Annotated in this window: 24 protein-coding genes and 1 riboswitch; of the genes, 15 read left to right on the top strand and 9 right to left on the bottom strand. The window is 38.8% G+C overall.

The genetic code is table 11. From position 1 onward, the window contains the following. Nucleotides 1-124: 124 nt before the first annotated feature. The 4 genes from thrS to rplT all read left to right on the top strand — a co-directional run bounded on the left by thrS (nucleotide 125) and on the right by rplT (nucleotide 3,306). The gene (thrS, locus tag BTO08_RS06615; protein WP_005367384.1) at nucleotides 125-2,056 is read left to right on the top strand and encodes a threonine--tRNA ligase; all 1,932 of its coding nucleotides are present in this window, start codon (nucleotides 125-127) and stop codon (nucleotides 2,054-2,056) included. Between the two features lie 3 nt (nucleotides 2,057-2,059). Further along, a complete protein-coding gene (gene infC / locus BTO08_RS06610; RefSeq protein WP_105060390.1) occupies nucleotides 2,060-2,611 on the top strand; it encodes a translation initiation factor IF-3 in 552 nt (183 codons plus the stop codon). Nucleotides 2,612-2,713: 102 nt separating this feature from the next. Continuing rightward, nucleotides 2,714-2,908 carry a 50S ribosomal protein L35 gene (rpmI, locus tag BTO08_RS06605; protein WP_005367387.1) on the top strand — a complete coding sequence of 65 codons (195 nt, stop codon included), beginning with the start codon at nucleotides 2,714-2,716 and terminating at the stop codon, nucleotides 2,906-2,908. Between the two features lie 44 nt (nucleotides 2,909-2,952). Beyond that, the gene (gene rplT, locus BTO08_RS06600) at nucleotides 2,953-3,306 is read left to right on the top strand and encodes a 50S ribosomal protein L20 (RefSeq protein ID WP_005367388.1); all 354 of its coding nucleotides are present in this window, start codon (nucleotides 2,953-2,955) and stop codon (nucleotides 3,304-3,306) included. Nucleotides 3,307-3,405: 99 nt separating this feature from the next. Here the strand turns inward: rplT and BTO08_RS06595 are convergent, their stop codons facing one another. The 3 genes from BTO08_RS06595 to BTO08_RS06585 all read right to left on the bottom strand — a co-directional run bounded on the left by BTO08_RS06595 (nucleotide 3,406) and on the right by BTO08_RS06585 (nucleotide 4,519). Continuing rightward, nucleotides 3,406-3,855 carry a hypothetical protein gene (locus tag BTO08_RS06595; RefSeq protein WP_105060389.1) on the bottom strand — a complete coding sequence of 150 codons (450 nt, stop codon included), beginning with the start codon at nucleotides 3,853-3,855 and terminating at the stop codon, nucleotides 3,406-3,408. A 14-nt stretch (nucleotides 3,856-3,869) separates the two neighbouring features. Beyond that, nucleotides 3,870-4,127 carry a YiaA/YiaB family inner membrane protein gene (locus BTO08_RS06590; protein ID WP_005367398.1) on the bottom strand — a complete coding sequence of 86 codons (258 nt, stop codon included), beginning with the start codon at nucleotides 4,125-4,127 and terminating at the stop codon, nucleotides 3,870-3,872. A 146-nt stretch (nucleotides 4,128-4,273) separates the two neighbouring features. Next, nucleotides 4,274-4,519, bottom strand: a complete 246-nt coding sequence (locus BTO08_RS06585) for a hypothetical protein (RefSeq protein ID WP_045082934.1) — start codon at nucleotides 4,517-4,519, stop codon at nucleotides 4,274-4,276. A gap of 737 nt (nucleotides 4,520-5,256) precedes the next feature. Here BTO08_RS06585 and pheS point away from each other — a divergent pair. The 7 genes from pheS (at nucleotide 5,257) to rlmC (ending at nucleotide 13,850) form a co-directional block, all read left to right on the top strand. Further along, nucleotides 5,257-6,240: a phenylalanine--tRNA ligase subunit alpha gene (gene pheS / locus BTO08_RS06580; protein WP_005367402.1), complete on the top strand. Its 984-nt coding sequence runs from the start codon at nucleotides 5,257-5,259 to the stop codon at nucleotides 6,238-6,240. A gap of 20 nt (nucleotides 6,241-6,260) precedes the next feature. Next, nucleotides 6,261-8,648 carry a phenylalanine--tRNA ligase subunit beta gene (pheT, locus tag BTO08_RS06575; RefSeq protein WP_105060388.1) on the top strand — a complete coding sequence of 796 codons (2,388 nt, stop codon included), beginning with the start codon at nucleotides 6,261-6,263 and terminating at the stop codon, nucleotides 8,646-8,648. 488 nt (nucleotides 8,649-9,136) lie between these two features. Next, the gene (gene ihfA, locus BTO08_RS06570; RefSeq protein WP_005367406.1) at nucleotides 9,137-9,433 is read left to right on the top strand and encodes an integration host factor subunit alpha; all 297 of its coding nucleotides are present in this window, start codon (nucleotides 9,137-9,139) and stop codon (nucleotides 9,431-9,433) included. 203 nt (nucleotides 9,434-9,636) lie between these two features. Beyond that, nucleotides 9,637-10,680 carry a succinylglutamate desuccinylase gene (locus BTO08_RS06565; RefSeq protein WP_105060387.1) on the top strand — a complete coding sequence of 348 codons (1,044 nt, stop codon included), beginning with the start codon at nucleotides 9,637-9,639 and terminating at the stop codon, nucleotides 10,678-10,680. 101 nt (nucleotides 10,681-10,781) lie between these two features. Next, nucleotides 10,782-11,774 carry a vitamin B12 ABC transporter permease BtuC gene (btuC, locus tag BTO08_RS06560; protein WP_198038418.1) on the top strand — a complete coding sequence of 331 codons (993 nt, stop codon included), beginning with the start codon at nucleotides 10,782-10,784 and terminating at the stop codon, nucleotides 11,772-11,774. A 4-nt stretch (nucleotides 11,775-11,778) separates the two neighbouring features. Then, nucleotides 11,779-12,543: a vitamin B12 ABC transporter ATP-binding protein BtuD gene (gene btuD, locus BTO08_RS06555; protein ID WP_105060385.1), complete on the top strand. Its 765-nt coding sequence runs from the start codon at nucleotides 11,779-11,781 to the stop codon at nucleotides 12,541-12,543. Nucleotides 12,544-12,695: 152 nt separating this feature from the next. Then, entirely contained in the window at nucleotides 12,696-13,850 is a 1,155-nt protein-coding gene (rlmC, locus tag BTO08_RS06550; protein WP_105060384.1) for a 23S rRNA (uracil(747)-C(5))-methyltransferase RlmC, read from the top strand. Between the two features lie 33 nt (nucleotides 13,851-13,883). Here the strand turns inward: rlmC and BTO08_RS06545 are convergent, their stop codons facing one another. The 3 genes from BTO08_RS06545 to BTO08_RS06535 form a co-directional block, all read right to left on the bottom strand. Further along, on the bottom strand, nucleotides 13,884-14,924 hold the full coding sequence (locus tag BTO08_RS06545; RefSeq protein WP_105060383.1) for an FUSC family protein: 1,041 nt from the start codon (nucleotides 14,922-14,924) through the stop codon (nucleotides 13,884-13,886). Between the two features lie 178 nt (nucleotides 14,925-15,102). Next, entirely contained in the window at nucleotides 15,103-16,788 is a 1,686-nt protein-coding gene (locus tag BTO08_RS06540; RefSeq protein ID WP_105061317.1) for a methyl-accepting chemotaxis protein, read from the bottom strand. Between the two features lie 242 nt (nucleotides 16,789-17,030). Next, on the bottom strand, nucleotides 17,031-17,657 hold the full coding sequence (locus BTO08_RS06535) for a thiol:disulfide interchange protein DsbA/DsbL (RefSeq protein ID WP_105060382.1): 627 nt from the start codon (nucleotides 17,655-17,657) through the stop codon (nucleotides 17,031-17,033). A gap of 209 nt (nucleotides 17,658-17,866) precedes the next feature. On the opposite strand from BTO08_RS06535, the gene yegD reads away from it, so the two are divergent. Next, on the top strand, nucleotides 17,867-19,219 hold the full coding sequence (gene yegD / locus BTO08_RS06530; protein ID WP_105060381.1) for a molecular chaperone: 1,353 nt from the start codon (nucleotides 17,867-17,869) through the stop codon (nucleotides 19,217-19,219). A gap of 53 nt (nucleotides 19,220-19,272) precedes the next feature. Here yegD and BTO08_RS06525 read toward each other — a convergent pair whose 3' ends face one another. The 3 genes from BTO08_RS06525 to BTO08_RS06515 form a co-directional block, all read right to left on the bottom strand. Further along, nucleotides 19,273-19,581 carry a high-potential iron-sulfur protein gene (locus BTO08_RS06525; protein ID WP_105060380.1) on the bottom strand — a complete coding sequence of 103 codons (309 nt, stop codon included), beginning with the start codon at nucleotides 19,579-19,581 and terminating at the stop codon, nucleotides 19,273-19,275. Between the two features lie 257 nt (nucleotides 19,582-19,838). Further along, nucleotides 19,839-21,233 (bottom strand): alanine/glycine:cation symporter family protein, encoded by a 1,395-nt coding sequence (locus BTO08_RS06520; RefSeq protein WP_105060379.1) that lies wholly within the window; start codon nucleotides 21,231-21,233, stop codon nucleotides 19,839-19,841. A 77-nt stretch (nucleotides 21,234-21,310) separates the two neighbouring features. Next, nucleotides 21,311-21,403, bottom strand: a riboswitch (glycine riboswitch). Between the two features lie 365 nt (nucleotides 21,404-21,768). Next, nucleotides 21,769-23,094 (bottom strand): glycoside hydrolase family 18 protein, encoded by a 1,326-nt coding sequence (locus BTO08_RS06515; RefSeq protein WP_105060378.1) that lies wholly within the window; start codon nucleotides 23,092-23,094, stop codon nucleotides 21,769-21,771. 500 nt (nucleotides 23,095-23,594) lie between these two features. Between BTO08_RS06515 and BTO08_RS06510 the strand changes: the two genes are divergently transcribed. The 3 genes from BTO08_RS06510 (at nucleotide 23,595) to BTO08_RS06505 (ending at nucleotide 25,367) form a co-directional block, all read left to right on the top strand. After that, complete coding sequence (locus BTO08_RS06510) at nucleotides 23,595-24,296, top strand: AraC family transcriptional regulator (RefSeq protein ID WP_105060377.1); 702 nt, start codon at nucleotides 23,595-23,597, stop codon at nucleotides 24,294-24,296. 87 nt (nucleotides 24,297-24,383) lie between these two features. Next, the gene (locus BTO08_RS22525) at nucleotides 24,384-24,629 is read left to right on the top strand and encodes a J domain-containing protein (protein ID WP_347337942.1); all 246 of its coding nucleotides are present in this window, start codon (nucleotides 24,384-24,386) and stop codon (nucleotides 24,627-24,629) included. A gap of 165 nt (nucleotides 24,630-24,794) precedes the next feature. Then, nucleotides 24,795-25,367 (top strand): hypothetical protein, encoded by a 573-nt coding sequence (locus BTO08_RS06505; protein ID WP_242446242.1) that lies wholly within the window; start codon nucleotides 24,795-24,797, stop codon nucleotides 25,365-25,367. Nucleotides 25,368-25,407: the final 40 nt, after the last annotated feature.

Below are 25,407 nucleotides of genomic sequence, written 5' to 3'. Positions count from 1 at the left end.
AGTGTGCCGCTCAGTATTGCGGTATCGAAAGTAAAGCGTTTTTTATTCGTAAAAGCTTCTGAAAGCTTTATAAATTCAACATGTGCTACTTGGTGTGTGGCACCACTGTTAAAGGACATTATTCATGCCTGTAATTACTCTTCCTGACGGTAGTCAACGTCAATTCGACGCGCCTGTATCAACTATGGACGTGGCACTTTCAATCGGTCCTGGTCTTGCTAAAGCAACGATCGCAGGGCGTGTTGATGGTGTACGCGTAGATGCATGTGATCTAATTGAAAACGACGCAAGCCTTGAAATCATCACTGCAAAAGATGAAGTCGATGGTTTAGAGATTGTACGTCACTCATGTGCTCACCTATTAGGCCATGCAATTAAGCAGCTTTACCCAGATGCGAAAATGGCTATTGGTCCTACAATCGATAACGGTTTCTACTACGATATCGACTTAGAGCAATCACTAACTCAAGAAGATCTTGAAGTGATTGAAAAGCGCATGGTTGAGCTTGCTAAAACCAAATATCAGGTTGTTAAGAAAAAAGTAAGCTGGCAAGAAGCACGTGATGCATTTGATGCACGCGGCGAAACTTACAAAATAGAAATTCTTGATGAGAACGTAGCGCGTGATGATCGTCCAGGTCTTTACCACCACGAAGAATACATTGATATGTGTCGTGGTCCACACGTACCTCACATGGGCTTCTGTCAAAACTTCAAGCTATTAAGCGTTGCTGGTGCATACTGGCGTGGTAATAGCGATAATAAGATGCTTCAACGTATCTACGGTACTGCATTCCACGATAAGAAAGCATTAAAAGCTCACCTTACTCGTTTAGAAGAAGCGGCTAAGCGTGATCACCGTAAGATCGGTAAGCAACTTGACTTGTTCCATATGCAGCAAGAAGCACCGGGCATGGTGTTCTGGCATCACAACGGTTGGACTATCTTCCGTGAGCTAGAAGTATTCATTCGTGAAAAACTAAATGAATACGATTACCAAGAAGTAAAAGGTCCTCTAATGATGGATCGTGTACTTTGGGAACGTTCTGGTCACTGGGATAAGTACGCTGATGCGATGTTCACAACTAGTTCTGAGAACCGTGAATACGCTATCAAGCCAATGAACTGCCCAGGTCACGTACAGATCTTTAATCAAGGTCTGAAATCATACCGTGATCTTCCATTGCGTATGGCTGAGTTTGGCTCATGTCACCGTAACGAACCATCAGGTTCACTTCACGGCATTATGCGTGTACGTGGCTTCACTCAAGATGATGCGCATATTTTCTGTACAGAAGCTCAAGTACAACAAGAAGTTACATCTTGCATCGAAATGGTGTATGATACGTACAAGACATTCGGCTTCGACAACATTGTTGTTAAATTATCTACGCGTCCTGAAAAACGTGTAGGTTCTGATGCAATGTGGGATAAAGCAGAATCAGACTTAATTACCGCGCTTGAATCAATGGAAATTCCATTTGAAATTCAAGAAGGTGAGGGTGCGTTCTACGGTCCTAAGATCGAGTTCACTCTTCACGACTGCCTTGATCGCGCATGGCAGTGTGGCACAGTTCAGCTAGACTTTGCTTTACCAGAGCGTTTAGGCGCTACTTACGTAGGTGAAGATAATGAACGTCACACACCGGTTATGATTCACCGTGCAATTCTTGGCTCACTAGAGCGTTTCATCGGTATTCTTATCGAAGATTATGCAGGCTTCTTCCCTACATGGTTAGCGCCTCAACAAGCTGTAGTGATGAATATTACTGACGCTCAGTCAGAATATGTGCAAGAAATTGTAGAAAAATTGAAAAAATGTGGAATTAGAGTCAATGCGGACTTGAGAAATGAGAAGATTGGCTTTAAAATCCGCGAACATACTTTGAAGCGAGTGCCTTTCATGCTCGTTTGTGGCGACAAAGAAGTCGAAGCAGGCGTTGTAGCAGTTCGTACTCGCAAGGGTAAAGATTTGGGTAAATTTAAGATTGATGAACTTGTTGCATTTATGCAAGAAGAAATTAGCAGTCGTAAGCTCAATATTGTGGAGGAATAAGGTATTAAAGGCGGAAAAAGAACCCAAGCACCAGTTAAGCAAAACGCGCATCGTCTAAATGAAGAAATTCGTGGCGTACGTGAAGTTCGCCTGACTGGCCTTGATGGCGAATCAGTTGGTGTTGTTTCACTTGATGAAGCAATGGAAGTTGCTCTAGACGCTGGTGTGGATCTAGTTGAAATTAGCCCTAATGCCGAGCCACCAGTTTGTCGCGTGATGGACTATGGCAAGTACCTGTTCGAGAAGAGCAAGGCTGCTAAAGAGCAAAAGAAAAACCAGAAACAAATCCAGATCAAGGAAGTTAAATTCCGACCTGGTACAGACGAAGGCGACTATCAGGTAAAACTACGCAACCTGACTCGCTTTTTAGAAGAGGGCAACAAAGGCAAAGTAACACTACGTTTTCGTGGTCGTGAAATGGCTCACCAAGGTCTTGGTATTGAACTTCTTAACCGTATTAAGGGTGAACTTGAAGACATCGCTGTCTGTGAGAGCTTCCCTAATCGTGTAGAAGGTCGCCAAATGACCATGATGCTTGCCCCAAAGAAGAAGTAATAACGGCATTCAAGTAGCTAAAAAGCGCTGCTTTTAAGTAGCGCTTTTTGTTCGCCCTATTACTGTGATTATTAACTATCAACAATGCGGAGTTATCATCTCATGCCAAAGATGAAAACAAATCGTGGCGCAGCTAAGCGCTTCAAAAAAACAGCTGGTGGCTTTAAGTTTAAGCACGCTACTAAGCGTCACATCCTGACTAAACGTACTACTAAGAACAAACGTCAGCTTCGTCCAAATGCAATCCTTCCTAAGTGTGAAGTGGCTGCAGTTGCTCGTATGCTTCCGTTCGCTTAATCGTTTTTAGTTTTATATTTTATTATTTTAGTTAGGAGTCTCCTATGCCTCGCGTAAAACGTGGTGTACAAGCGCGTGCACGTCACAAGAAAGTTCTTAAACAAGCTAAAGGCTATTACGGTGCACGTTCACGTGTTTACCGCGTAGCTTTCCAAGCTGTTACTAAAGCTGGTCAATACGCTTACCGTGACCGTCGTCAGAAGAAACGTACTTTCCGTCAACTTTGGATTGCACGTATCAACGCTGCTGCACGTCAAAATGGTATGTCTTACAGCCGTCTAATCAACGGTCTGAAGAAAGCGTCTATCGAAATCGATCGTAAGATCCTTGCAGATATCGCTGTATTCGACAAAGCTACTTTCACTGTTCTTGTGGAAAAGGCAAAAGCTGCACTGTAATTTATCAGTTTAGTTTTTAAGTTAAAAGGAGAGCCTCGGCTCTCCTTTTTTCGTTGTATATCATATCTATTTCTTTTAAATATTCAGTTCTCTATTACTTTATAGATAGCTTGCAAGTACTAGCTCTAACTGCAAACTTAATTGCTCTATTTGTAGTCTATATTCCACATCTAAGTAAGCTTCATTACATATCGCTTTTTTAAAAAGAATTAAAAGATGTTTTGTCTTATCCTGATATTTTTGTAGCTTAATGAGATCTTTATTTAATTGTTGTTGCTGTTTATTTAATGTAAATAAAGTGCGGTGAATAGACTTTGTACATTTAGGGGTTAATTGAGGTTTATCTTTTAGTCTTCGTGGTTGAGAAGGGTGGGGATCCGGTAGTGAATTATCAATAAGCATTAAGAAATGTTGATCAGCATCGAGAAGTTGCTGCTTGAGGCATTTTTCATCCTCAAGCAACTGCCCCTGTTTTACTTCCAACGTCGTTATGATTTTCTTCATTTTCAAATATTGAAAATAGAGATATTTGAACGATAAATTCGTCATAGCTAAAATCTATCTTATTCATCAAGCTCGTTAAGTAATTTAGCTGTTTTCGCTTCTTCTATTCGATTGATTAAACGGTTCGACTCAGCTTCATCACGAATAGCTTTACTTAAAGTGATCGTTGCACTGACAAGAAACAAGCTACAAATACTGTAATAGCCTTTCACGATTAAATCGCCCGGTAATTTGACGATACTGATGATCATTGCAATTGTCGCAATAATAAAAGTCGCCTTAGCGTACGTTAACCAATAGTTATCTTGTTTTTTCATTTGATACTCCAATACAATAAAACACTGTTCAATTATATTATTTGATATTGCCTTATAATGCAACGGTGTATTTTATTTTTATTGGATATAAAAAAACCAGCACTCTAGAAGTAGAGGGCTGGTTTTAAAATTAAAGAAAATAAAACTTATGCTTTAATCATACGACGCTGTTTGTTTGCGCGAGCACGAGTTTTAAATAGAAACGCAAGGAACGGTACTAAAAGAGCGTTAAGACCAATGAAGAATACAAGGTTAACAATGTTAAATCCTGCAGCTGAGTTAATAGGCATTGAATGCGCTAGGCCGTAGTTACCAAGAGCAAGTAATGCAGTGCAAAGGATCATTGCAAGTGTTGAGATTTTTAATAGTGCAGCTAGATCTTTATTGTTCATCAGAAACTTCCTAACTTTGATTTTGATCATAATTTACACTGAAAAATGTAATTTTAAAACAGGTTTGATGATTTATTTCATTATTTATCGTCATAAGTATAAGAAAAACGACAATAATGATTGCATATCTATATTGTCATTTTGTTATCAAATTTGATTGTTTTGTAACAAGTAAGGGGGTGTTAATGTTGCTCAATATAGTAACTAGTTTTAATGTGTTTAAAACTAGTTACTAAGGAGATCAGTAATTTTAAAAATAAACCATTAAAAACAGAGTAATACAACGCATGTATATAGTCGGTTTGAGGCTGGGTTTTTACTGATTTTGTACCATAATAGGTATGCTGAGAAGCTCTCCATATTACCCATAATAATGAGCGTAATACAAAGCAATTATGCGACTATAAAGATATTAATAGTGCTGTGAAATCTTTAATGTCGACTGTGATCTCCTTAAAAAAGATGTAATAAAATTACTCTCAGTAGTAAAGATTTGCGATGTGGAAAAATGAGAAAAAGGAATGCTCCTACCATGCTGTGATCTTCTTATTGTTAGATGCTAATTGATTGAAATCCTCAATTTTTGCTGTTCAACTGATAAAGACGTTTTTTTTTCGTCCAAACTTGCGCTTTTATTACGATTCAATTTGGATTTAGACGCTGCTTTCTTTAGTATGTATCGATACGCGATTTTATATCTCCCTTAAGGACGCCACCTGTGGGTGGATGAGGATACGATGCAACATCTAGACGAGATTATTGCCAACGCAACGGCAGCTATTGAGCAGGCTGATTCATTAGTCGCTCTGGACGAAGTCCGAGTTCAATTCCTAGGTAAGAAGGGTCACTTAACTCTTCAACTTCAAGCCTTAGGTAAATTACCACCAGAAGAACGTCGTACTGCTGGTCAAGAGATCAACAAAGCAAAGCAAGCAGTGCAAACACTACTTGTAGAGCGCAAAGATGGCCTACAACGTGCAGAGCTTGAAGCTAAGCTTGCGGCTGAGACTATCGATGTTTCTCTTCCTGGTCGTCGTATTGAAAATGGTGGTTTACACCCAGTAACACGTACCATTGAGCGTATTGAAAGTTTCTTTGGTGAGCTTGGTTTTACAACTGAAGCTGGCCCTGAAATCGAAGATGCTTTCCACAACTTCGATGCGCTAAATATTGCTGAAGATCACCCAGCACGTACCGACCACGATACGTTCTTCTTTAACCCAGATCTAATGCTACGTACGCACACATCAGGCGTTCAAATTCGTACAATGGAAAATGGTCAACCGCCATTCCGTTTCATTGCACCTGGTCGTGTTTACCGTAATGACTACGATCAAACTCACACACCAATGTTCCACCAAGTGGAAGGTATGTTAGTTGATGAAAACGTAAACTTTGCGCAACTAAAAGGCATTCTTCACGATTTCCTTTGTAATTTCTTTGAAGAAGAAGTTGAAGTACGTTTCCGTCCTTCTTTCTTCCCATTTACAGAGCCTTCAGCTGAAGTTGATGTAAAAGGTAAGAATGGTAAGTGGTTAGAAGTACTAGGCTGCGGCATGGTACACCCTAATGTTCTACGTTCAGTTAACATCGATCCTGAGAAGTACTCAGGTTTTGCATTTGGTATGGGCGTTGAGCGTCTAACTATGCTTCGTTACGGCGTTAACGATTTACGTGCGTTCTTCGAGAACGACTTACGTTTCCTAAAACAGTTTAAGTAAGCACTAGGGGCTAGAAATCTATGAAATTCTCTGAATCTTGGCTACGCGAGTGGGTTAATCCTGCAGTAAACAGCGAAGAACTAGCTCACCAGATCACAATGGCTGGTCTGGAAGTTGACGGTATTGAAGCAGTAGCTGGTGAATTCACTGGCGTTAAAGTTGGTCAAGTGGTTGAGTGTGCACAACACCCAGACGCTGACAAACTTCGTGTTACAAAAGTGGATGTTGGTGCTGAAGAGCTTCTAGACATCGTTTGTGGCGCATCTAACTGTCGTCAAGGTATCAAGGTTGCGGTTGCAACAGTTGGTGCTGTGCTACCTGGTGATTTTAAAATCAAGAAAGCAAAATTACGTGGTCAACCTTCTCACGGTATGCTGTGTTCATTCACTGAGCTAGGTATCGATGTTGAGTCTGACGGCATCATGGAACTTGCAGAAGATGCAGTATTAGGTACTGACTTCCGTGAATTCCTAGGTCTTGACGATGTTACTATCGACGTTGATCTAACAGCTAACCGTGCTGACTGTCTAAGTATTGCAGGTCTTGCTCGTGAAGTTGGCGTACTTAACCGTGCTGAAGTAACTGAGCCTCAATTTGAGATCGTTGCACCTACAGCTGCTGACACTATTTCTATTGATGTTAAAGCACCTGCTGCATGTCCACGTTACCTTGGCCGTATTGTTCGTAATGTTAATGTTCAAGCTGAAACACCATTATGGATGCAAGAAAAACTACGTCGTTGTGGTACACGCTCAATTGATCCAATTGTAGACATCACTAACTACGTATTACTTGAAATGGGTCAACCAATGCACGCATTCGATCTTGCTAAGATCGACGGTGGCATTGTTGTTCGTATGGCAGAGCAAGGCGAAAAGCTGACTCTTCTTGATGGTAACGAAGCTGAACTAAATGACAACACTCTAGTAATTGCTGATAACAAGCAAGCACTAGCGATTGCTGGTATCTTCGGTGGTGAGTTCTCTGGTGTTAACACTGAGACGAAAGACGTACTACTTGAGTGTGCGTTCTTCGCACCAGATGCAATCCGTGGTCGTGCTCGTAGCTACGGTCTACACACTGATTCTTCACACCGCTTTGAGCGTGGTGTTGATGCAACACTACAAATGAAGGCGATGGAGCGTGCAACAGCACTTATCGTTGAAATTTGTGGTGGTGAAGTTGCACCAATCGTTGAAGCTGAATCAGAAGCTGATTTACCAAAAGCAGCAACGATTGAACTTCGTCGTACTAAACTAGATCGCCTATTAGGCCACTCAATTGCTTCTGAGGAAGTGGTTGAAATCCTAACACGCCTAGGCTGTGACGTTGAAACAACTGATGCTGGCTGGAAAGCAACAGCACCAGCATGGCGTTTCGACATGGCAATTGAAGAAGATTTAGTGGAAGAAGTGGGTCGTATCTTCGGCTACAACAATATTCCAAATCAATCGCCAGTTGCTGCGCTAAGCATGAATCTACACAAAGAAGCGAACCTTCCGCTTAAGCGTGTACGTGATCTGCTTGTTGATCGTGGTTACCAAGAAGCGATTACTTACAGCTTCGTTGAGCCTGAGCAACAAAAACTTATCGTGCCTGAAATTGAACCATTGATTCTGCCTTTCCCAATTTCTGCGGATATGTCAGCAATGCGTTTAAGCTTGTGGACTGGCCTACTAAATACAGTTGTATTTAACCAGAAGCGTCAGCAACCACGTGTTCGTTTATTTGAAGCGGGCTTACGTTTTGTTCCTGAGCAATCAGCAGAAAACGGTATGCGTCAAGAAATGATGCTTGCTGGTGTTATTGCCGGTAACCGTAGTGATGAGCACTGGGATATTGCAACTAACACTGTAGATTTCTTCGATCTTAAAGGTGATTTAGAAGCAGTGCTTGAGTTAACAGCTAATGAAGCCGCATTTAGCTTCAAAGCAGCTAAGCACCCAGCACTTCACCCAGGTCAATCAGCAGCAATCGTTTTTGATGGCAAAGAAGTTGGTTTCATTGGTACCGTACACCCAGAGCTAGAACGTAAGTTTGGCTTGAATGGTCGTACTATCATGTTTGAAATCGAGTGGGCTGCAATTAACTCTCGTATGCTTCCTGAAGCCGTTGTTGTATCTAAGTTCCCTGCAAACCGTCGTGATATCGCCGTTGTGGTAAACGAAGATGTATTAGCTGGTGATGTTGTTGCTGCTTGTCGTGAAAACGGTGGTGAGCTACTGACAGATGTTAACCTATTTGACGTTTACACGGGTAAAGGCGTTGAAGAAGGTAACAAGAGTCTTGCAATCGCATTGACGCTACAATCAGCAGAGCGCACATTAGAAGAAGCAGATATTGCATCAGCAGTAGAAGCTATTGTTGCTGCATTAGCTGAAAAGTTCGGTGCATCACTACGTGACTAAGACGAGTTAATAAAGGTTAATAACGTTAATTACAAAAATATTGACGCATTTAACTCTTTGTTTTTTAAAAGCAGCCAATCATGGCTGCTTTTTTTTTGATCTTTCTCCAAAAAATAATAAGACTCTGATTAATAGATATTTTTTACTTTTTTTATGTTTTATAAAATAAATAAAATGTTAAATGTATGTTTTTAAAAGGTTTTGTTGATGTTTTGTTTTGCTATTATTTCAACTGATTGCACAATAGAGTGCGCGTAAAGCAAAAAATAAATTAGAAATTAACGTGAAGTTTACGTAAAAAAGTTGGCGGAAATCAGCAAGTTGGCTTAGACTTGACTCTAGTTGATAGGGAAGTAGAGATGTTAATCTTTTCAAGCACCAATTATAGGTGTTGTTAACCTTATCAACGTAACCTTATTCACAGTAACGAATTGGAATGATGCCAGTATTGTTACTATACATTCAACATAGTCTTGAGGGAGTTATCTATGGCGCTCACAAAAGCCGATTTGGCTGAGAACCTGTTTGAGAATGTTGGATTAAGCAAACGGGACGCCAAGGATACGGTGGAAGTCTTCTTTGAAGAAGTTAGGAAGGCTCTAGAAAATGGCGAACAAGTAAAACTGTCTGGTTTTGGTAATTTTGACTTACGAGACAAAAACGAGAGACCAGGGCGTAACCCGAAAACTGGCGAAGATATTCCAATTTCTGCGCGTCGTGTAGTTACTTTCCGCCCAGGTCAGAAACTAAAAGCACGAGTAGAAACATTAGAAGTACCTAAATAAGCCCGTTTAACGCTTAGTCAAATCGAAACCCAAGTGAATTTATTCTCTTGGGTTTTTTATTACCTCTTGCCGAGAGAAGTGAACCTTCATGAGGCTGTAGGTTGTCATTATGTTGCTATTGTGTTTAAAGTTTGGTGTTTTATACTGGAGGTTAAAGCTATTTGGCGATTGTATTTCATAACGTTTATGTACATGGAGGTAATATGACGTTTGTTGATGAAGTGAAAAAAGGCCGTTTTTTATCGGCAACTTGTGATTTATCATTACCATTCACGGTCGGCGAATGGATCTTGGAATCTGGTATTCATTGTAAATTGTTGCAACGTGGTGTACTGCAAATCACGCCGATAGAGCAAATGAGTACAGCAAAAGATATTGTTTTATCTTCTGGCGTACATGGCAATGAAACGGCGCCAATTGAATTAATACAGCAATTAGCGGAAGGTATTTTACTTGGGCATATTGAACCTGTTCATCGGTTACTGTTAATTATTGCTCACCCTGAAGCTATTAATAACAAAACACGCTTCATTGATGAAAACATGAATCGTTTATTCAAAGTTCGGAATCAAGAAAGGAATATTGATTGTAAGGTTGCAAATCAACTGCAAGAGGCTGTAAACAGTTTTTATGGCTCCTCTACAGCGATTCAGCCAGAAAAGTGGCATCTTGACCTTCACTGTGCAATTCGACGCTCAGAGCACTATACCTTTGCAATTAGCCCATATAGCCATAAGTTATCACGTAGTAATAGTCTGTTTAGTTTTATTCAATATGCAAAAATTGAAGCGGTACTGTTAGCGAATGATCCATCCTCTACCTTTAGTTGGTTTAGTGCTGAATATCATGGTGCGCAATCATTAACGATTGAGTTAGGTAAAGTAGCGGATTTTGGAGAAAATGATTTAACACTATTGTCGTATTTTAGTCATTCTTTAATGAAGTTAATAACGGAAAGTACATTACCCATTAGTTGGAATAATGATGTTGAAGTCTATCGTGTAAATAGGACATTACTGAAACAATCAGAATCATTCACTTTTTCTTTTCCTAATGACTTGCCAAACTTTACATTTTTCGAAGAAGGTACTTATTTAGGTAGCGATAAAGAACAAGAGTTTATTGCGGATGAAAAAGGAGAGGCTGTTGTTTTTCCTAATGCGAATGTGGCGTTAGGTCAACGAGCAGCATTAATGGTAAAAAAAGCACATATCATCTTTGATGAGCAGGTACGGTTATGTGGCTAATTTTTTTTAATTTATGTTTTTCATAACTACAATCTCTTACTTTTGTTCTGTTACGAGAGGTTGTAAGGTAAGGCTCTTTTACCACTTTAACGATGGATCGTATGTCTCTTAATGTATTACTAGCCCGTCAGCAATCACGCTGGCGGTTCAGTTTTTGGCTAATCGTTTCATTACTTATTGTTGTTTGTTTTTTTTCCTTATCCGTTGGTGAGTTGTGGATCAAACCATGGGCTCCTGAAGGGGACTTAGAGCAACAATTACTCCTACAGTTACGTTTACCTCGGTTATTAGCTGCACTGGCTATAGGAGCGTCTTTAGCCAGTTCTGGTGCTGTGCTGCAAGTTTTACTTGGTAATCCATTAGCTGAGCCGGGCGTATTGGGTATCTCCGGTGGTGCAAGTTTAGCCTTAGTTGCAGTATTATTTTTCTTGCCATTTGCACCATCTCCTATGCTTACCATGTTTACAGCGATGGGAGGCGCATTATTATTTACAATGATCCTTGTTGGTCTCTCACGTCGACGTAGTGTTTCAATGACTCGATTATTACTGATTGGTGTCGCGTTGGGTATTTTGTCTAGTGCTGTTATTACTTGGGCATTTTATTTCAGTGATGATCTTAGTATGCGACAGTTAATGTACTGGCTTATGGGAAGTCTTGGCGGGGTTAATTGGCAGCAACTATCTTTGCTGTTTTTTATTGTTCCTGTGTTAGCTGTTTTATGTTGTCAGGGTGAAAAACTCGATATTTTAATGTTGGGGGAGCTTCATGCGAGACAACTTGGCTTGAATGTAACAACGCTGCGCTGGAAACTGATCTTAATGGTATCGTTATTAGTCGGTAGTGCCGTCGCGTTAGCGGGGATTATTGGTTTTATTGGGCTTGTTGTGCCGCATTTAATACGTTTAATGTTAGGCACAGAAAATCGTTTTTTATTGCCGCTATCTGCTTTAGCTGGAGGGGGATTATTAGTTGTCGCTGATACGTTATCACGTATTTTACTGCCTTCAGCCGATCTTCCTGTTGGTGTTGTGACTACATCGCTTGGTGCGCCAGTGTTTATTTGGATGCTTATGCGAGCTGAGTTGGATTAATAATATGCCAATGTTAATGATTAATCGTATTGCTGCTGATAATCGATTAAAGCCTTTGTCCTTTTCAGTTGATAGTGGTGAAATCGTGCATTTTATTGGTCCTAATGGTAGTGGTAAAAGTACCGCAATAGGACTTATTTCTGGGTTATTTTCTTCGGGTGGCAATATTACTTTGGAAGGTATTGAGCTAGCAGATTATGATCTTGCTTCATTAGCTCGTGTGCGGAGTTATATGTCTCAGCAAGATAAGCCAAATTTTGCCATTCCAGTGTACCAGTATCTTTTAATGTCTTTTACGGCGCTAGGAGAAGTAAAAGACGTGAGTAAACAAGCTGCTATTGATGAAGTGTGTGTATATTTAGGTATTGTTGATAAATTATCGCGAAGTATTCAAAAGCTCTCTGGTGGTGAGTGGCAGCGAGTGAGATTAGCTTCCGCTTGTTTACAAGTTTGGCCTTCATTAAATCCCGACGCTAAATATCTATTACTTGATGAACCGGCGGCATCTTTAGATATTGGTCAAGAAGCGTCTATGTATAAATTGATACGAAAGATTGCGTCACAAGGGGTTGCTGTGATTATGGCTAACCATGATTTGAATCGAACATTACGTGAAGCCGACAAAGTGATATTGCTTGAAGCGGGCCATTGTATTGCTGTTGGTAGGGCTCAGGAGGTAATGATTGTTTCGCAGTTAGAAAAGGTATTTGATACTGGGATTGTGAAAGTGAACTATCAAGGCATCGAAAATTTAGTATTTGTTGATTAGGTAAATACTATTGGTTTATTGATGATATAAAAGCAACAAAGCGCGCTATTACAGTCAGCGATAAAAAATTTTAATCTTTATGATTTATAACCTAAATAGTCATTTTTATTTCGCAGGTTAGACTAACATTTTTTCCTGTAAACGTTTGAACTATGCAGTGTCCATTCTCACTTCAAGGGGTATGCCAATCATGCCCTTTAGCTTCGCTTTCATATCCGCAGCAGATTAAACAAAAAGATGATGTGTTACGTGGTTTGTTTTCAGAACATCATCCACAGCAATGGTTAGCAACAGTAGAAAGTGCCATTTCTGGTTATCGTAATAAAGCAAAAATGGTGGTGCTAGGCGCAGCTCATGAGCCATGTTTAGGTATTCAAAAACAGACTGAGGATTTATCAACGTCAGGATCTAAACCGATTAGTTTGTGTACTTGTCCTTTATATCCCGCTGATATGCAAGCGTTGTTGATCTATATTGAGCGTTGGATTCGTTGTGCAGGTATTCCACCTTATAACGTAAAGAAAAAGAAAGGTGAGTTGAAATTTGTGTTATTAACACGCAGTAATAGCCGAGGTGAGTTTATGCTTCGATTTGTATTAAGAAGCCATGATGCTATCGCGCGTATCGTTAATAATTTACCGGAACTGATGGCGGCATTTCCTTCGGTAAAAGTCGTTTCGGTGAATATTCAACCTGTACACATGGCACGCTTAGAAGGGGAAGAAGAAATTTTCTTAACCTCTGATCATTATTTATTAGAACAATTTAATCATGTTCCTTTGGTTGTAAGACCTAAAAGCTTCTTTCAAACCAATCCAAAAGTGGCAGAGAGCCTTTATGCAACAGCAAAACGTTGGGTCAGTGAGATAAAGCCAACTTCTATGTGGGATTTATTCTGTGGTGTTGGTGGTTTTGCGTTACATTGCGCTGAAGAGGTAGAGCATGTTACGGGTATCGAAATAGAGCCAGAAGCCATTGAGAGTGCTAAGCATTCTGCTGAAATTATGGGAGTGACGAATTTACGTTTTGCGGCTTTAGATTCAACCAGTTTTTCACAATCAAATGAAAGTGCGCCAGAGTTAGTATTGGTTAATCCACCGAGGCGGGGGATTGGTGAACAACTGTGTCAACAACTTAATGATTTTGCACCAAAACATATTATTTATTCAAGTTGTAACCCTTATACGCTAGAGCAAGACTTAGCGAGGTTAACGGGATATAAGGTAATAAAGTTGCAGTGGTTTGATATGTTCCCGCACACAGAGCATGTTGAAGTTATGGTGCTACTTGAACATAGTAACGTTTAGAAGATAAAAGGGCATAAAGTTATGCCCTTATTATTATTTGTTATTCAAGTGAGAGTAGTATTCACTTAATAAATGAGTGAGCTGTGAAAATTGGCGAGCTATCTCACGGTTAAGCCATAAATAACCATAATAACTAATATTACTGGTATCACTTTGCTCATGGTTATCCGTAGGAGGTAAAAGTGAGAGCATTTTTATTTCTTCTTGTTTAACAGGTAAAATATGTTGGTTTTCTATTTGAATAGCAAGACGTGAGAATCGATCTGCTAATTGTTCTTTGGCCTCCATTAGACCTAGCATATCGTTAATTTTATTCTGCCCTAACTGTTTATCCCACCGCGTGTGCAGCATTGAACCCATCATGGTAAATATTTGTTCTTCTGTCAGCATGATCTCAGTTAAGAGCTGTTTACTGGCAATATTCTCATTTTTAGTATGTGGCTGAAGGCTAGTTTGTTTATCAAGGATGTTTGATAGGGGATTGATATCTATAAGTTGAAAGTTTTCTGCCGCTATTTGCTGGTTATGCTGATGATAATAGTTACAACAGAGCTTGATGAACTGATGAGTGTAATTAAGATAATGATCCGTTGCACGAGCAGGAAAAATATATAAGCTACAACAAATAGCAACGATAGCGGCCCAAAACACATTGATTGTGCGCCACATTGCAGCATGTAAATCCTCTGGGCCACCGCCAGCAACCACAACAACAGTAATAGCAACAACAAGTGCCGCATAAGAATACTTACCTTGTGTATAGTAAATTGCTGTAACCACCGTAGTGATTAAAATAATGTGGTGGAGCCAACTGTATGAAGTGGGTATTAAATAGAGAGATAAACCTATAATCGCCCCTAATATAGTTCCTGTTATTCGTTGATTAGCTTTGGATAAAACACCACCAAGAAAGTGAATACTGCCCATGATTGTTACTGTAGTAATCAGCGCCCATGAGCCATAAGGTAAGCTAAATATTTGAATAATAGAGACAATAATACTAAGTGCAACAAACACGCGAAACACAAGTAGTTGGCGGAAATATTTGATTGCAAAGCGAGAATAATTCTTCATACAAAACATTCGTTAAAATTTTCTAAATCATACAAAGAATGTGATGAAAGTCACTATTTAATTGTGTGAGCTGAACTGGTCAGTTATCTGAAATATGTACAACGTTGGTGAGTTTTAGATAAAAATAAAGGCACAAGAGAGTGCCTTTATTCGGTTTTATAATTAGCTTGAATGGCAATTATTGTGTTTTAAATTGTCCAACCAGTTGCTGTAATTTATGACCCGCGTCATCCAGTTGGCTAACGATAAGTTCAGAGTTTTTATTTTCGCGAATCAAGTCGGTCACAATACTTTGGATAGAGCCCATATTGCCGCTTATCTCACCAGTGACTGCATTTTGCTCGGTAGAGGCAGCTGCAATTTGATTAATCTTGCCATTTATTTCGGTTACGGCTTCTGTGACAGAAATGAGGTTATTCGAGATTTGATTTGTCGAACTTACCGCATCATTACAAGATGTCTGACTTTTATCCATCGCTTGAACGGCTTGTGTAACCAAGTTATGTAATTGATCTAGCATTTCATTAATTTCTAATGTGCTGCTTTGAGTACGACTCGCAAGCCCACGAACCTCATCAGCAACAACGGCAAAACCGCGACCTTGTTCACCAGCACGTGCGGCTTCAATAGCGGCATTTAATGCTAGTAGGTTTGTTTGCTCAGCAATATCACCAATCACTTTTAGTACATTGTTAATATTATGCGATTGCTGATTTAGTGCATCAATGTAGCCAGAGGCTTGGGTTACTTCATCTACTAACGTATTTATTGATACTAATGATGTATCCACTTGTTGTTGAGCGATAAGCGCAACATCACTCATTTTTTCAGTACCAGAAGCAACATCGTTGGTGTTTTCTGCTATCTCATTAGCAGCTAGGCTCATTTGCTCAACGGCAGCAACGACTTGTTCAGTCTCGCAATTATGCTCGTTCAGTTTAGCAGTTAAGGCATTAGTTTGATTGTGTACATTATGCGCCGTTGTTGTCAGGCTATCTGTAGTCGCTGAAACTTGGGAAATAATGCTTTGTAGTTTATTAGCAAAACGGTTAAATGCTTTTCCAAGTTGTGCAATTTCGTCATTACCTTCAACCACCAGACGTTTGGTTAGATCACCTTCACCATCAGCAATATCATTAAGTGTTTTAACCATACGCTCAACTGGCTTAATGATACGGCTTGTGATCAATAAAATAATCATGGCAGAAATTACGGCTAAAATGATCGAAATAAAAGCGACGGTATTGATACGATCTTTCATATCAGCATGAATCTGTGCTGTGTATTGTTCAACACTGTTATCTATGTCATCTAGATATAAGCCTGTACCAATAAACCATTTATTGTTATTAAGTGTAATCGCATAACTTTCTTTTGGTTGGGCTGGCTGGTTCGCTTTTTTAGGAAAGCTGTATTTAACAAACTGTCCATTATTTTTAGCCGCATTAATTAATACTTTGATGTACGCAACGCCGTTAGCATCCGTCGCGCCAATTTGATCAGTACCTTGAATTGAAGGCTTAAGAGGGTGAGCAACATTTACTCCCTCCATTGTGTAGATAAAAAAGTAACCAGCATCATTGGCTGCAAATCGAATAGGCGTAATAAGTTGGCGGATTTCTTCAAGCTGCGTTGCTTCATCACTGTTTTTAGAAATGATATTTTCGATGGCGTGCTTGGTAATAATAACCGCGTCTTTGAGTTCTTGTTGTCTTTCTGAAATAAGCTCTTGCTTATAATGTGCCACATTTTTTGTTAGAGATTGGTTCTCTAAATAGATGACGATACACATCGCTATACCGAGAATAGCGATCATAGGCAATAAGCTTAGTAGTAATAATTTGTGCTTAAGTGTGTTGATCATAATTCCATTTGCCTTATCCATTATTAATCACTGATATGCATACGAGAGCGTTTGCTGTGTAGTATGCACATATAAGTTTATGTAATGATAAGAGAAAAATATTACTGATAGATGTATCTTTGATATTTATTCAATTAATAGTGTGGTTGTTGCAGACTTTTACATTGGGGGGAATAAAAATGAGGGTTGCATCGATAAAAAAATACCTACCAATGAGGTAGGTATTTTTTAAGAGCATGTATTTATTTTTTGTTTTTAAGGTATGTAATTGTGTTTGCCATATCTTGTAAGCTATCGTGAGCGCTTGTATTAACAAGGTATTTGCCATTGATCAGGAATGCTGGCACTGATTGTAATGCAGCATTGCGAACGATATCTTCAGATTGCTGGAATAGCTTAAAGATTTCAGCTTGCTGTTCTTTTGTTAACTCATAAGGGCTTTTTAAGCCGTTATCATGGAAGATTTTCGCTAATGCTACTTTACGTTGAGCATCTGTCATATCTTTTGGTGAGTCTTGTACAAATGTAAATAACGCTTCTACTAGTTTATGGCTAGGTTCGTTATTCGTTTGAATCATTGCTGCGTAGAAAATAAAAGCAGCTTTTTGAGCGCTTTCATTGAAAATAACGTGTACTTGATTAATGTCTTTGGTGTCTGTTAATTTTTGAATCTCTGGCAGCATACCCTCCATATTACGACAGTGCCCACAAGACAGTGAAAAGATCTCTGTGACAGCAGGCATGCTAGGCATAGGGGTTGGAATTACGGAATACTTATCACCTTCTTGGGGTGTTTTAGAATCAGAACATGCTGTTAATGTCAGTGCTGCTAATAGTACAACGAAGAAAGATTGGTAAATACGTTTCATTGTGGTCTTCTTTATAGAATTAAATAAAGAGTATTATGGCGATAATTAAATAATATTGCATCGTAAAGTTACAAAATGACACTATTTTGTCGAATGTTAGCGCTATTTTGCTGATGGATATAGGTAAAGATATAGCGTGAATAACTCAGTGAAAAGCATATATTGATGGGGTATTATTGCTGGCTTTATTATTGCTTTGAGTGCTTCAAATGTTTATTGGATTTGATTATGGGACTGCGAATTGTTCAGTCGCAAGAATGGTAAATGGTAACCCCGAACTGTTACCGCTAGAACACAATAATCATTTTATTCCATCGACATTGTGTGCCCCTACACGAGAGGCGGTATCAGAGTATCTATACCGTTTTATGGGCATATCCCCAACAGACAGTGTCGGGGAGCAAGTATTACGCCGCGCAATGGCTGTAAACCGTGAAGAAGATATTGAAATTTTCCGTGGTGATTTACAGTTTGGTGAAGCCGCACTGAATACGTATTTGTCTGATCCTGAAGAAGTCTATTACGTTAAATCTCCTAAATCTTTTCTTGGTGCGAATGGCTTACGTGACGCACAGATCAGTTTTTTTGAAGATCTTGTATGCGCTATGATGGCGAATATTAAACGTAATGCAGAGCAGCATCTTCAATCAGATATTACGCAAACAGTGATTGGTCGACCGATCAATTTTCAAGGGACGGGGGGGGAAGCTGCAAATATTCAGGCTGAAAAAATTCTCTCTCAAGCAGCAAAACGTGCTGGCTTTAAAGATGTTTCGTTCCAGTTCGAACCCGTTGCAGCAGGTTTAGAATTTGAATCAACATTAACTGAGAATAAGACAGTACTTGTGGTTGATATTGGCGGCGGTACTACAGACTGCTCACTCATAGAAATGGGGCCTAAATGGATTAATAAGCAAGATAGAACACAGTCTCTACTGGCACATAGCGGACAGCGTGTGGGTGGGAATGATTTAGACATTCATCTTGCTTTTAAACAATTGATGCCAGAATTTGGCTTAGGGAGCAAAACTGCACGAGGCATTGATATGCCGTTTAATCAATTTTGGAATCCTATCGCGATTAATAATGTCGCGGCACAAACTGAGTTTTATTCTGAGGCTAATTTACGTGCGTTGGAAAAGTTACGTTATGACGCTGCAGATCCTGCAAAACTAAGCCGTTTGATACATGTTTATCATGAAACCTTGGGCTACCAAATTGTACGACGTGCTGAAGAAGCTAAAATAGCGTTATCTGATCAAGATAAATATCGTGTTGATATGGCAATAATCAACGACTTATTTGCAGTAAATATTACTGCTAAGCAATTTGCAGAAGCTATCGCAACCCCAACAGATAAGATGCGTGATCTTGTCGTGGAAGTGTTGGCGCAGAGTAATAAAAAACCAGATGTGGTGTTTATGACAGGAGGAACCGCGCGTTCTCCAATTTTGAGGCAGTGTATTGAGCAGCAGTTGCCAGATATTCCTATTGTGAGTGGTAATTTCTTTGGTTCAGTTACAGCTGGATTAGCACGTTGGGCTGAACGTTGTTACCGTTAATTCTAATAAAGTGATAAAAAGGCCTTTGATATGGCCTTTTTATTTGAAAAGAGTTAGGCAGGTTTAGGGGCGTAAGCAGAACACCATCCTTTAGCATTCACAAGCTTACCAGGGAATATTTTACATGGGCGCCATACCGCGCTTGCATCACCTTCAATAAGCATACAGCTATTACAATTATTCTCGCCTTTAGTAGACTCGTTAACATAACTTAGAGCTTTTGCCTGTGGATCATCGATAGACAAATGTGGAAGCTCAGCCGCTTGAGCCGGTTTTACTAATAGCTTGCTTCCAATACTCAGGCCAATAATTCCACCAACAGTTAATTGTAAAAAGCGCCGACGTGAAGATTGATTTTTCATCGCAATGTCCTTTTTTAAGCATATGAGTTTCAACTCATTTAACTTATCAATTATTAAAGTAGGGGATAATTAATAAGTAACCGTCGCATTATCTACCAATATAGACCAGCGATGGATAAAGCCGTTGATTTAATCTACTTATAGATTAAATCAATATTACACGAGTAATGTCAAAACAGATGGCTTTTGCTGTATTAAAAGTAAGGGGAAGAGAGAAGTATGAGCCTCACAGTCGTAAGGCTCATAGATATTCTATTTTATAGTGCAGAAATAGGTTGGCTATTTTCTTGCTTTAATTTTGCGAAAAAAGCCTGTGTTTCAGCAATGACTACGTGGCGTAATACAACGAGACCAATAAGGTTAGGGATCGCCATTAAGCCATTAACAATATCCGCAATTACCCAAATCATATCTAGCTGCATGAAGGCGCCGCCAGCGATAAGTACAAGGAAAAATAACTTGTAAGGTAAAATTGCTTTCACACCGAAAAGGTAAGTAATACAACGTTCGCCATAGTAATTCCAACCTAATATAGTGGTAAATGCAAAGAACATTAAGCCAATAGAGACCATTAATGGGCCGTAATAGCTTGAATGTAAACCTTCTGCAAAAGCATGCGTTGTCATTGCAGCACCTGCAAAATCAGAAGACCAAGCGCCAGTAACAATCAATGTTAGACCTGTCATCGTACAGATAATGACAGTATCAAAGAAAGTACCTGTCATAGAGATAAGACCTTGACGTACACAGGATTCAGTTTGTGCCGCAGCCGCTGCAATAGGTGCACTACCTAAGCCTGATTCATTCGAGAATACCCCGCGCGCAATACCAGACTGAATAGCAAGCATGATTCCAGCACCTACAAAACCACCTGTAGCGGCGTGTCCTGTGAATGCAGATTCAATAACTAAGCTAATAGCACTTGGGATGGCGTCAAAATTACTCGCTAATACACTGATACAAGCAATGATATAAAAACCAGCCATGAGGGGAACAACAGTACTTGCAACACTTGAAATGGATTTAATACCACCCAGCGTCACTGTCGCAACCAAGACTGTTAAAATAACAACGGTGATTTCTTTCGGTACATTGAAAGAAAGCTGTGCGGCTTCAACAATGGCGTTTGCTTGTGGGAAAGTACCAATACCAAAACATGCAACACCAACAGCAAAAAGTGCGAACAGTTTCGCGAGCCACTTGCTACCAACACCTTTTTCGATGTAGTACATTGGGCCGCCTAAAATTTGGCCGTTACTGTCAACTTCGCGGTATTTTACAGCTAATAAACATTCTGCATATTTAGTTGCCATACCTAATACAGCAGCAAGCCACATCCAGAAAAGTGCACCAGGGCCACCAAGTTTAATTGCTGTGGCTACACCAACAATATTACCTGTACCAATTGTTGCAGAAAGGGCAGTACATAGTGCGGCAAAGCTAGAAACATCACCTTCACCTTTACTATCAGCATCTTTTTTGCCACCAAATACATAGCGTAATGCCAGTGGTAGGTAACGGACTTGGATAAAACCAAGACGGATGGTTAAGTACAAACCTGTACCGACTAGTAAGATCAGTAATGGCGGTCCCCAAACAAGACTGTCAAAGGTTTTAAGAAAATTAAAAATTGTATCGTGTAGTGGATTCATTATTCCTCCTTTAAACTTCAAAGGAAGAGATATAGAACAACATAAATGTTGGATGCAGATAATATCTGGTTGCTGCTCTTATCTCCTCTGTCCTTTTGCCTGAGAGTTTCACCCATATAGGGTTTGCTCCTTCGGCGCTCGATTTAACGAGTCTCTCCAGAGGCTCCTCCAACAACAGTCCATACCTATCGTAAAATACGACATGGTGCCTGAAAGATTTACGATTTAACCAGTTGAGGGGCTCAATAGATTAAAACGCTTACTTCTTCGGCGGGCGCAAGAGATACCATCATGGTAATTTCTTTTGCCGCTCTCCTGCTGTCTTCATCGGAACTCATATTTCGGACTGCAATGTTAGGGTAATGAAATGTGATTGTCAGCAAAAAAATTGTGCAAACAGTGAAAAAATGTCTAAAAGTAAAAAAATTAAGCGGGTGATGGGAACAGAAATTTTTTAATGGATAAAAAATAAGCTTACTTATTAGGAAAGTAAGCTTATGAGTATGTGGGATCAGTTTATATAAACAAGACGTCGTTATTGTTTGAAGTTTTTGCTGAGTAATTTTATTAACTCATGGTTGTGATCTGACGTAGCTTCCCAGCCAAAAACGCCACCGAGTTGATGTTTCTTTACATAATCAGCTTTAGCTTGTAACGAACGCTTATCTTCAAAACTAATGTATTCATTTTTCTTTGTGCTAAATAAGACGGCAGCTTCAGCTTTTTCGTCGTAATAGTACTGGTAACCCAATTTTTTATTATTTATTAGATATTTCATAATATCTGAGTAGTTAAAATAACCAGGGTCAGCAATATCTGAACCTTTCTCCATTGTTCCTTTACTACTTAGCCCTTCGAGTCTTTCAGCAGAAACTTTGTCGACACCTTTCCATCCACGACCATAAAAGGGGCTGCCAATAATGATCTTTTGTCTGTCAACTCCTTGTTTTAATAAAGCGTTTACTTGGTTGTCAACTGACATGTCATCAGGCGTTAAAGGGGTACTATATAAATTACTATGGTGACCAACCGTAGGACCCCAACTGCCTAAAAAGTCAAAGCTCATTAAAAATATTTGATCGAGATCTTGTGATACTTTTTTCCAATCAATACCGGGTAATGTTTTAGGTGCACCATTTACTGCCGCTGAAAGTTGGTAGGTGCGATTATTTTTTATAGCTAACGTATTTAATTGGGTACGAAGTTCATGAATTAACTTTGTGTATGCAAGACGTTCACTTTCCACATTATCATTGCCTAAGCCTGATAAACCATGTCCACCGGGGTATTCCCAATCGATTTGAATGCCGTCGAAGAAATCATATTTTTGGATTAATTTTATAGCACTATCAACAAATGTTTTTCTGTATTCATCGTTTAACGCCACAGTATGGAAAGGCTCTGATAATGTCCAGCCGCCAAAACTAGGAAGAATAGATAAATTTGGATTTTCGTCTGAAAGTAACTTTAGTTGACCGAAGTTACCACGGTAACTGACTTTACTTGATGTCTTACCTTTTAGGTTCATTTGAAGTGCGGCATAGTCATCTAAGACGATAGCTGTACCTATTGGTTTATTTTTACATTGGGTTTTCATTATTTTTTTTATGTTGTCGGGAGAGGCATCAACAGGTCCGCAAACAGCAAGAAAGGCATAAATAACATGCGTTAAATCATTAACAGGAAGCATGTTGGCACTGTAGGGCGTTTTAGGGGTATACACTTTCCAATCTGGATAATAGGCTGCAATAACAGGTGATGAATGCGTTATTGGCTGAGCTGCAGCTTGATTGGAAAAAAAACAACTAACAAGAGTTGCGGTAATAACGGAAAGATAATAATTCCGTGAGAAATAACGCATTGATAGATCCCTAATCGCGAAACATAAATTAATATAAAACAAGTATACTATCGTTGTTTGTTTTTATTGAGTTATGTGAATTGTTATACATTATGACAATGATCACAAAGATACACTAAAACGCAAATTTTATATGTAAAAATTTGTATTAGAAATACGGTATTTGTTTTTTTTTTGCTACAAACTATTTCCGTTTTTTTTATACTTAATTGTTATTTTAAATAATATCTAGAGATTCATTATGTTATAAAAGAGTTGTCATTGTTGATGAATATACCAATGTGGCTATCAATTAATTAGGGGTAGACTAAAATAATTGTCTCGTTGTTAATAATTAAGAACATATAATGTGACTGGATAAATTAGTGTTTGTAACCATTATTAGCCATATTAATAAGTATATAATAATTAATGTTTGAACAAATTAGGAACTATATTATTTTGTGATAAAGGATGATCATCAAAGAAACCTATCAAGAGAATAACCAACAGGTGATGATGTGATTTGGGTTAATTGTTGTCATAAAGAAAAACATACTAGTACCAAAGATATTCTATTGCAGTATCATAATCTCGTTGATGTATCGCCATTTGAAATACTATCAACAATGACTGGCTTTGAATTAATTTTCATTGAAATACAAGATTCACAATCAAATGGTTTTAAATTATTACGTACCATAAAACAGCGCTTTCCTGATGTGAAAATTGTTATTGTTTATCATGACTTAGATGCCGAATTGGCGGTGTCTGCTTTGCGAGCGGGTGCTGAAGATATTTTGTCGAGTAACGCAGTTCGTCAAAAAGTTGATGCCTGTTTAACACGTTTACATACTCATGACGATAATATGATAAATGTGGAAGATATTTCTCAGCGTGAACTTTCGATCCTTCCTGCTTTAACAATTATCGACAAAGACATCAGTGCTCCTCTGCGGGAAGAAGAATTAGCGAGTGCTTGTCAATTTTCATCAACATATTTCTCTCGTTTATTTCACAATATAATGGGAGTGACATTAAAGCAGTACATTATAAAAAAGCGGTTAGATTTAGCTTGTGGACTCCTAAGTTCAGATCAAGAAAAAATATCAGCCGTTGCCTCATCTGCCGGATTTAAAGATGTGTCTTATTTTTCGAGAGTATTTAAAAAGCATATTGGTTGTTCCCCTGGTGAATTTCGTGCCAGTCGTCAAAAAAAATGAAATTTTTTGTAGTATGTTTAATTAATAGTTGCTAATTGAACATCTTCATTGCAGAGTATTTTAACGTCACCGTTACTAATATTTACAATGACAACATACCATGAACTTCTGGGAACAACAGAATACTCAACAACCACTGATATCAAAAAACGTTATAAATTGTTATCTCATCGGCTGCATCCTGATAAATCAGGTTCTGTTATTCTAATGCAATTAATTTCGCATGCATATAATGAAATATTATGCGGTAATGGTAATAATCTTTGCAAATTAACCAATGTTAACCATGAAAAAATATTATTAACAAAGAAATATGCACAAAAATTAAAGTAAGAGTTAGAGCTTCAACAAATAAATAATGTCGAATTAGAAAAACAAGTCTTAGAACTAAGAAAAAAATTAGATTATCAATCGAGTGAGAATAAACGATTAACGGAAACGTTAGAAAGGGAACAAAGAAAAAATATTGTTAGTACGGTTCTTCCTTATGAAAATAAGATGAGAAAAAACAGATATCGAATAATTAAATATGGATTATTTATATCTTCTGTTGCATTTAATATTGGATTAGCTGTCGCTGCAATAACACTTTTAAATTCTAATGATACTGAAAGTGTAATATCAAAGAGAGAAAATAGGTTGATAGAGCCACCTGTAGTTGCTCAAAAAGTTGTTTCTGAAGAGCTCATTCCTCCTATGCAAGAATTAACGACACATCGACCAATAGAGCTAACGCGAGTAGTCGGAGAATGGACTTTATTCCAACCAACAGATCAACCACCTTACATTGCAATACGTAATCAAGTAGGTTCTTACATTGTGCAGCGCTGTGATCGTCATTTTTATTATTATGTCAATATGACTCAGCAACGAACGGCATTGCCCGCTAATTTACGTTTTATGTACCAGCAGCAGAATTTTTTGGTTTATAACATTGCATATGGGATAGGTTCAGAACGGGATCACTGGGTAAATAGTCAAAGTATTAAAATTAATAGAGAGTATTTTTCTAATACCTCTTTTTTAAATACTAATAAAATACTGCAACAGCGTTGTGATAACGGCTTATAAATAAAGCCCAATGCCTCACTTGAAGTGATAAGCATTGGGC

The sequence above is a fragment of the Photobacterium angustum genome (assembly GCF_002954615.1).
Lineage (GTDB): Bacteria > Pseudomonadota > Gammaproteobacteria > Enterobacterales > Vibrionaceae > Photobacterium > Photobacterium angustum_A.
Note: the sequence above shows the minus strand (reverse complement) of the source record. Positions and strands in the feature narration are given on the sequence as shown.

Excerpts from the sequence above, each read along its gene's own strand:
- rlmC (WP_105060384.1), top strand. The coding sequence starts at position 12,696 with ATGCAGTGTCCATTCTCACTTCAAGGGGTATGCCAATCATGCCCTTTA.
- BTO08_RS06520 (WP_105060379.1), bottom strand. The coding sequence starts at position 21,233 with ATGAATCCACTACACGATACAATTTTTAATTTTCTTAAAACCTTTGAC.
- btuC (WP_198038418.1), top strand. The coding sequence starts at position 10,782 with ATGTCTCTTAATGTATTACTAGCCCGTCAGCAATCACGCTGGCGGTTC.
- BTO08_RS06515 (WP_105060378.1), bottom strand. The coding sequence starts at position 23,094 with ATGCGTTATTTCTCACGGAATTATTATCTTTCCGTTATTACCGCAACT.
- BTO08_RS06545 (WP_105060383.1), bottom strand. The coding sequence starts at position 14,924 with ATGAAGAATTATTCTCGCTTTGCAATCAAATATTTCCGCCAACTACTT.
- pheS (WP_005367402.1), top strand. The coding sequence starts at position 5,257 with ATGCAACATCTAGACGAGATTATTGCCAACGCAACGGCAGCTATTGAG.
- BTO08_RS06590 (WP_005367398.1), bottom strand. The coding sequence starts at position 4,127 with ATGAAAAAACAAGATAACTATTGGTTAACGTACGCTAAGGCGACTTTT.
- BTO08_RS06535 (WP_105060382.1), bottom strand. The coding sequence starts at position 17,657 with ATGAAACGTATTTACCAATCTTTCTTCGTTGTACTATTAGCAGCACTG.
- yegD (WP_105060381.1), top strand. The coding sequence starts at position 17,867 with ATGTTTATTGGATTTGATTATGGGACTGCGAATTGTTCAGTCGCAAGA.
- BTO08_RS06540 (WP_105061317.1), bottom strand. The coding sequence starts at position 16,788 with ATGATCAACACACTTAAGCACAAATTATTACTACTAAGCTTATTGCCT.
- pheT (WP_105060388.1), top strand. The coding sequence starts at position 6,261 with ATGAAATTCTCTGAATCTTGGCTACGCGAGTGGGTTAATCCTGCAGTA.
- BTO08_RS22525 (WP_347337942.1), top strand. The coding sequence starts at position 24,384 with ATGACAACATACCATGAACTTCTGGGAACAACAGAATACTCAACAACC.
- BTO08_RS06525 (WP_105060380.1), bottom strand. The coding sequence starts at position 19,581 with ATGAAAAATCAATCTTCACGTCGGCGCTTTTTACAATTAACTGTTGGT.
- ihfA (WP_005367406.1), top strand. The coding sequence starts at position 9,137 with ATGGCGCTCACAAAAGCCGATTTGGCTGAGAACCTGTTTGAGAATGTT.
- thrS (WP_005367384.1), top strand. The coding sequence starts at position 125 with ATGCCTGTAATTACTCTTCCTGACGGTAGTCAACGTCAATTCGACGCG.
- BTO08_RS06595 (WP_105060389.1), bottom strand. The coding sequence starts at position 3,855 with ATGACGAATTTATCGTTCAAATATCTCTATTTTCAATATTTGAAAATG.
- BTO08_RS06505 (WP_242446242.1), top strand. The coding sequence starts at position 24,795 with ATGAGAAAAAACAGATATCGAATAATTAAATATGGATTATTTATATCT.
- btuD (WP_105060385.1), top strand. The coding sequence starts at position 11,779 with ATGCCAATGTTAATGATTAATCGTATTGCTGCTGATAATCGATTAAAG.
- BTO08_RS06565 (WP_105060387.1), top strand. The coding sequence starts at position 9,637 with ATGACGTTTGTTGATGAAGTGAAAAAAGGCCGTTTTTTATCGGCAACT.
- rplT (WP_005367388.1), top strand. The coding sequence starts at position 2,953 with ATGCCTCGCGTAAAACGTGGTGTACAAGCGCGTGCACGTCACAAGAAA.
- rpmI (WP_005367387.1), top strand. The coding sequence starts at position 2,714 with ATGCCAAAGATGAAAACAAATCGTGGCGCAGCTAAGCGCTTCAAAAAA.
- BTO08_RS06585 (WP_045082934.1), bottom strand. The coding sequence starts at position 4,519 with ATGAACAATAAAGATCTAGCTGCACTATTAAAAATCTCAACACTTGCA.